Genomic DNA, 6,347 nt, shown 5'->3' with positions numbered 1-6,347 from the left:
CGGTTGAGTTGGTTGAGTCGGTTGAGTCGGTTGAGTTGGTTGAGTCGGCTGAGTTGGCTGAGTTGGTTGAGTTGGTTGAGTCGGCTGAATATCCCATCTATGCGATTCTTCACCTGTTATATTAACTATATTAGCAACAATGTTCCCATCGATATTCACGCCGGCGTTGATGGTTGCATTAGGAGCCAAAATACTTCCCATAAAGCGGCCTTCAGTAAAATTAAATGTTTGGTTCCCAGTTCCAAAATTCCATAATATATGATTTGGTTCAGAATGTGACTCCCCATTAGATAAAGAATTTGTACCATCGTCGTAGTTTAATTGAACTTGTGTAGAAATATTTTGATTTCCATCGGGAATGCCAGTGACATTAATTACTATGGTTGGACCAGTCAATAAATTAGATATTCCTTTGATTGTAATTGACTGTGGACTACTTAAATATTCGAATGGAACATTTACATAAATAATTTGTGTTCCAGCTGCTACTCCTGAAACATCAATATAGCGATTATTCATATCAGAATAATTTGAAATAACACCTATTGACTGAGAAGTACTAGCATAACTAGTGGATGCCTTTACCAATTGTTGGAATACATCACTAAAATCAATATATTTCTGCCCATTGGTATCTTGATAGACATCTTCAGGTTTTAAATTATCCATAGTAATACCATTGATTAAGACTTTGTTGTTTTCAATTGATACATTAACATCTTTGCCTAATACTACATGATTAAATGTTTTATTTCTAAAAGCGTTACTTTGAAGATCTTTTGCCAGTTGTTGAATGTAATAAATATCACCACTAGTTAAATTGTATGAATCACCACGTGTACCAAAATCATTAGAATCATTTAAAATACCAACGGCCAAATTACCATTAGTATCGGCACTTAGACTAGCCTGATTTGCAAAAATATGGAATAAAGAGGCCAATTTCAAAACACTATTAGCATTTAAATTATTGATATCAATTCCAAGTTCTTTTAAATAGTTATCTTTACCAATAGAAGTAGCAGGCTGTACATTGTTAGACGCCAATATAGTACTTTTAATCATGGGATTATCTGTATTCTTGGTTGTTATACTGTTATTGGATATAGAAATGGCATTTACCAATCCATTATTAACTGTAGTTACTTTAGGATTATCAACCAATGAAGTAGTGGTGTTGCTATCCGTAGAATTATTATTTGTTGAATTATCGGTTGATTTAGTGGTTACAGTACCGTTATCCGTAGAATTATTATTTGTTGAATTATCGGTTGATTTAGTGGTTACAGTACCGTTATCCGTAGAATTATTATTTGCTGAATTTTTGCGACTGATTGCACTTTTACTGGTTACGGTGTTGCTGCTATCGGCTTTAACAGTATACGTACTTTCGCTTAACCCAACCCCCAAAGCAATTACAGTAACTGCTGCTGCAAAAACCCATTTTTTGCCATCTTTATACATCTTGTAATGTAATTTTTCCATAAAATAAATCCCTTTCAAATAATCAATTGTTAATACCTAGGGGGAAGTATATAATTAACAGTGACGAAATTAACTATATTATTTTGCAAATAACTATACTATTTTGTATATTTGATTGAGGCCAAATTTATGAAAAAAGAACTGTTTTCCTTATTAGGTAATGTAGCATCAGTGGATTTTTATTTTTTCAATGGAACTGATATTTCCCTAATTTCTGATAATAATGCCTTTAATATGACAGAATTAGCTAAAGAATCGCTCCAACTTCAAGTTCCCAATACTTTAACTATTGTTAATCTAAATAATTTTTATGTCACAATCATTCCAATCGATAAAATTCGTCGATTACTTATAATCCCACACATTAATACAACTAATATTCCACAAGATTATCGTGAAATTACTAAATTTGTTGATAATCTTAATTCATTAAGCTCTTTGGCTTATCAATTGTTTACTAATAAGAAAAAGCCTAATTGGAAAACATGTGTAAAAAAAATACCTACTGCTCAAAAGGAAGTAGATTTTAATTCCAAAATAGACTTAACCGCTAAATTTAAAAACGAACAAACAATTTTTAAGACTATTAAGAATCTTAATTTTAATCAATTTAATATGGCCTTAGATAAATTAACATTGACTCAGTATATGGGTACGATATTCGAACAAAATAACTATGCTCGAGGAGAAAAGGACGTTATGATTCGTTTTGTAAGCTTATTAATGAATAACGTTATTGAAAGCGGACAAGTACTAATAGATGTTGCTCTTAAAATACAAGATGACATTTTAGGGACAATTGAATTCAAAAAAAATATTCCTCCTTTTGAAATTTGGATGAAACAAGTGGCTATTCGTTGTTTTAAAGAAATTCAAAAAATAAAAGATGAATCTGCTTTATCAATTCCTGAAAAATGTTCATCTTATATTAAAAATCATATTAATCAAAAATTATCTTTAACAATTTTAGCTCAAAATTTAGGCTGTTCTAAAAGTTCTTTGGCTCATTCATTCAAGAAAAAATATAATCAAACAACCAGCTCATATATTAATATCCAAAAAGTTAAAGCTGCTCAATATATGCTAATAAATAGTTCTGTAAATATTTCTGAGATCGCCTATACTTTATCTTTTAATAACCCGAATTATTTTACGCGGATTTTCAAGCATTACGTTGGAATGTCTCCAACAGCTTATAGAGTAAATAGTAGCCCGAATTATTCATAGCTTCAAAACAGCCCACCATTTTAACGATTTCGTTAAAATGGTGGGCTGTTTTTGACCTTAATGAGCACTTTACTGATGCTTCGATCATGTTTGGTGATCGCTTAACGAAACTTTTCTAAATTTGGGGCGCACTTATCCCTTGGTGTTAAAAAATTGATTTTTTGGTTAAACCAACAATGCGGCATGCTGGTCAACTCAAAGCTTGAATCCGAGCTAACAATTGGTAAAACAAGTTTCGATAAACGTGATGGTAACTTAATTTCAACTGGATTTTGCGCCCGCTATGAACGACTTTTCCAGCAATTTTAAACAGCCATAAGCGCAACGTGCCAACCGATAGGCCGGCCTGGGCGGCCGGTAAGAGCTGTTTCAGAAAGCTCACCAGGTTATAAGCTAACAGACTTAAGATCATCCGAGCATGATTGGCGATAAAACTGGAACTATCCGTTTTGTCAAAGTAAAAACCAGTTTTAGCTTCCTTGGGTATCTTATAATTTGTCCTCTCGGCTTTGCTATAAAGAGGGAATATGCAAAAGAAAATTGTTACACTAACAAAACTAATTAATAAATGTTTATTTAGGATTCTCAGCTTTCTAAACATAAAACTATCCTCTCGTATTTTTAATTTAATATTCCTCGAACCATAATTCGTCTAGCCTCTCCTGGCTTTCCAGAAGCACATGTAATTAAAGTGATCATCTTTTTTTGACCAACATCTTTAATATAACTTGTTTGATATTTTGAAATAATTTTTTTGGTAGTCACACGGTAAGAATATACTTTTTTTGATTTATTTATTAAATAGATAGTATCCCCAGTTTTTATATTTTGTAATGGTGAAAAGAGAATATTGGGATTAGTCATATGATGTCCAGCTAAAGTGTAGTTCCTTTTACCCATTTTTTGATTAGGTTTCATGGTTCCGGCTCCCTTAACTAAATTTACATTATTTATTCCTTGATAAATAGGTAATTTTAATTTAATTGCAGGAATGGAAATGATTCCAATTACCCTTGCTTGATTAAAAAATCCTTTAACTACGGAAATTGTATCGATAGATTTCACTTTTTTAAAATTGAAACTGGCTTTGGATTTACTGGTTCTGTTTACTGTTGTGTGTAGGGCTGTACGTGTCATTTGTTTAATTACAATGTTAGATATGGGAGTGATTAAAATTAAACTAGTACCTAAAAAAATACAAACAAGGCTAAATAGTAAGTACCATTTATTTGGACGCAATTCACCCCTTTGAGCCTCAAGCTTTTCCTTTTTGACCAACTTATCTTTTTCTTTATCGGTTAGGAAGTTTTGCTGAATATCCTTAAAAGAATCGCCATCTGATACAAAATCTTTAAAACTCTGTACGGTATGGCATTTAGCATATTCCTTAGCTCCGGGTGCAATAGAATGCTTGGTGCCCATTTTATATTTGATTAAACATTTTTCACCCATTAATCCATCTTCAAAGTCTAAATGATGGCTTAACAATCCAATCTTCTGGCCGCAAAAATCGCAAATTTTTGCCATAATTCTTATCCTCCATGTATTGCCGTAGGTTTAGCGTCACTGGTGTTATGGACTATGATTGACTGACTTCTATTGCATAAAAAAGCCCTGCTTTTATCTCTTTTAAAAGTTGTGCTTTTGTTTCTGCGTGTAATTTTCGTCCGCTGCGCGCATCCCCTGCGGTAGGTGAGTATAATAATAGACTACTGTGTTTAAACGCCTGTAATCGCTAATTTGAGCCATCTAAACACCTCGCTTAATCATCTTCAGCAATAAAGTCATTATATTTTGGATAATAAGCAAAGTTAACGCTAACTCCGCTACGTCCATTTCTATTTTTAAGTATCTTTGCTTCTATGTTACGTGGGTCTTGCTTCTTTAAATTATCAAGGTTTGAATCTTCGCTATCAATACCTCTGTACTGTAAACCTATAAGGGTATCTGCGTAATATTCAATTTCACCTGATTCTTTGAAGCTTTCCATAGCTGCGGGGTTATCATAGCTGCTTCGATTAAATGAACTAATAACTATTACTGGTACTTCAAATGTTGTAGCAATTCTCTTAAACTCTGCTATCGATTTAGTTACTTTTTCTTTGTCGGTGTCGCGATCATCAATAGCCCGTAAAATCTGCAAATAATCTACAATTACAACGGGCTTGTTGTCGGGGTGCTTGCTGCAATAAATATTTAAGCGGCTGTAAATATCCTTTGCACTTGGTCTGCTTTCTGTTCCATCGTCAATATGCAAATAGGTGTAATACTTGCTGTAGGCTTCTACAGCTCGCATAACTAGCTTGCTTTCTTTTGGATAATCTAGCCAACTACCATTATTAATGCTGCGTGCGGTTTGTGGGTTACCGCTTTTATCGTCGGCAAGTTCAAAGGTTAAGCGGCTTAAGTTTTTTTCTGTTAATTCATCTTTGCTAGTTTCCAAATTAAAGATAAATACATGCTTATGTTGTCGTGCTGCGATTCTATCCGCTATCTGCATTGCTAGTGTTGTCTTGCCAAGTGAACTAATTGCACCAATTACATACAGCTGCGGATAAAGCCCACCATCTAACACTTGGTCTAAATTACTAAAGCCTGTAGGAATAAATTGCGGCTTTTCTTTATGTTGACTAATTCTTTTAAGTAAACCAACAAGGTAGTTGTCTGGGTCTTTAATGGTACTTGCTACCGTATCTGCAAACTTATTGCGGTCAGTTGTTAAAGCTTCGTTTGGGTCTTTACAGTTACGTGCAATATCAACTATGTAATTATCAATGTAACTGCTGTTAAGTCCTTGTGATAGCTTACGGGCTGCTAATTGTCCTGCACTGTCGTTATCTGTAGCAATTAAGATGGTTGGATAATATGCTTCATGCTTCTGTATTGCTTGGCGTTTAATATTTCGGATAGTGTCTAAGAATAAATCAATATTTGACGTGCTACCAAGTGCTAGTGCGTTTGCTTCTTTGCTAACTTCTAAGATACTTAAAGCGTCAAGTTCACCCTCTGTAACAAAGAGTGGCTTACTGTCGTCCTGTAAGGCTTTAGCATTAAATAAATTAAGTGAGCCTTGCTTTAATTTAATGTATCTTTTTTCTGCATCGGGGATGTTGTCGCGGGTATCGCGTGCAAGATAACTACTTACGCCTGTAGGGATAATAAGGCGTGGCGTGGGCTTCTGGTGGGTGCCTTTGTCTGCTTTATATTCAATAGTCGGGTTTATCCAATTCTCTATAAAGCCAATATGGAACTGCTTGCCTAGTTCTTGACTAATACCGCGCTTTTGTAGGTAATCTGTTTTATCTAAAGTTTTAGCTGCTTTTTCAATCAACCTACGGTTATATTCATTAATTTTATTATGGAGTGCGTCTTCTGGTTTAATTTTGAACTGGTTAACGTCCGCGTGCATGTATTCTGCCACTTCGTTATAAATCTCTTTAAATTGATAGCTTACATGGTTATCGCTGTTGGGCGTAATCTTCTGCTGCTGTATTGCGTAAAGGTCGAAAATATCGTATCTTGCTCCGCAGCCATGACAGTAAACACAATTATCATCGCTGTAATAAGTCATACTTGGGTTTTTAGGCTCTGTGTCAATCGCTGGTGATAGAAAATTTAAAACAAGACTAAATTAA

Annotated in this window: 4 protein-coding genes and 1 pseudogene; 1 reads left to right on the top strand and 4 read right to left on the bottom strand. The window is 34.2% G+C overall.

What is annotated here, in order from left to right; genetic code table 11:
- Window positions 1–1,485 (bottom strand): collagen-binding domain-containing protein (locus tag FC77_RS07260; protein ID WP_056970977.1); only part of this gene is annotated, 1,485 nt, incomplete at its 3' end.
- Window positions 1,486–1,614: 129 nt separating this feature from the next.
- Between FC77_RS07260 and FC77_RS07255 the strand changes: the two genes are divergently transcribed.
- A complete protein-coding gene (locus FC77_RS07255; RefSeq protein WP_056970976.1) occupies window positions 1,615–2,712 on the top strand; it encodes a helix-turn-helix domain-containing protein in 1,098 nt (365 codons plus the stop codon).
- Between the two features lie 190 nt (window positions 2,713–2,902).
- Here FC77_RS07255 and FC77_RS07250 read toward each other — a convergent pair.
- From FC77_RS07250 to FC77_RS07240, 3 genes and pseudogenes are all read right to left on the bottom strand, one after another.
- Window positions 2,903–3,241 (bottom strand): annotated as a pseudogene (locus FC77_RS07250) (transposase); the annotation flags it as partial.
- 92 nt (window positions 3,242–3,333) lie between these two features.
- On the bottom strand, window positions 3,334–4,239 hold the full coding sequence (locus tag FC77_RS07245) for a class A sortase (protein ID WP_082621131.1): 906 nt from the start codon (window positions 4,237–4,239) through the stop codon (window positions 3,334–3,336).
- Window positions 4,240–4,474: 235 nt separating this feature from the next.
- Window positions 4,475–6,283, bottom strand: a complete 1,809-nt coding sequence (locus tag FC77_RS07240) for a DnaB-like helicase C-terminal domain-containing protein (RefSeq protein WP_082621130.1) — start codon at window positions 6,281–6,283, stop codon at window positions 4,475–4,477.
- Window positions 6,284–6,347 lie beyond the last annotated feature (64 nt).

This window comes from Lactobacillus acetotolerans DSM 20749 = JCM 3825, from assembly GCF_001436775.1.
Lineage (GTDB): Bacteria > Bacillota > Bacilli > Lactobacillales > Lactobacillaceae > Lactobacillus > Lactobacillus acetotolerans.
Note: the sequence above shows the minus strand (reverse complement) of the source record. Positions and strands in the feature narration are given on the sequence as shown.